Below are 916 nucleotides of genomic sequence, written 5' to 3' on the forward strand. Positions count from 1 at the left end.
TTTTTGCGCGAAGCGGCAGTGTTCTTCGCCAAGGAGTCGTCCTGAGGTATCAGGCGATTCAGCGCTGTCGCGGTGACTTCCCAATACGCTTGATGTGTCGATGCCTGAAGGTCTCCGCCAGCGGGTATTACGCGTGGGCTTCTGGTGCACCGTCCTCTCGGTCGGAGGCGAATCAGCGACTGCTGGCTCGTATCCGAGAGATTCATGATGACAGCGGGGGCATGATCGGCGCGCCACGTATGCATGAGGACTTGGTGGCGGAAGGCGCCTCGGTCGGTTTGAACCGAGTGGCACGCCTGATGGCCAAGAATGGTCTTCAAGGTTGGCCTCGGAAGAAGCGGGGTCGCGCTGGGCGACGATCCGTTCGGCCGCCGGGCATTCAAAATCATCTCGACCGGGACTTCTCCGCACTTGAGCCGGACACCAAGTGGGTGACTGATATCACGGAATTACCGACCCAAGAAGGGAAGCTGTTTCTGTGCGTAGTTCTGGACCTGTTCAACAAGCTGGTCGTGGGCTGGTCGATGCACCACCGACAAGATCGCCATATGGTGATCAGGGCGGTTGAGATGGCGATCTGGCAACGCCGAGGAAAGGCGCCGGTTATTCTACATTCCGACCGCGGCAGTCAATTCACTAGCGGGGATTACCAGCGTTTCCTTGGCAGCAATCGTGTTGTGAGCAGCATGAGCGCGGTGGGCCACTGTGGTGATAACGCGGCCTGTGAGGGGTTCTTCGGGGTGCTCAAGCGAGAACGGGTCCACCACCGCCAATATCGAACGCTGGATGAAGCCCGGGCCGATGTATTCGATTACATAGAGCGGTTCCATAACCCAAGAATGCGACGTAGAGTGGCCGCTCAAGACAGGAAGCTATCCGCCGTTTTAAAACCGTCCGTGGAAACGGGGTAGAACCC

General features: G+C 58.3%; 1 protein-coding gene. It reads left to right on the plus strand.

Translation table 11 applies throughout. The features are described 5' to 3' along the window. Window positions 1–911, plus strand: a 911-nt coding sequence (locus tag HMJ39_RS13835; RefSeq protein ID WP_194297771.1) for an IS3 family transposase, incomplete at its 5' end; no start/stop codon positions are given. Between the last annotated feature and the right edge of the window lie 5 nt (window positions 912–916).

The sequence above is a fragment of the Alloalcanivorax profundimaris genome, assembly GCF_015265435.1.
Classification (GTDB): domain Bacteria; phylum Pseudomonadota; class Gammaproteobacteria; order Pseudomonadales; family Alcanivoracaceae; genus Alloalcanivorax; species Alloalcanivorax profundimaris.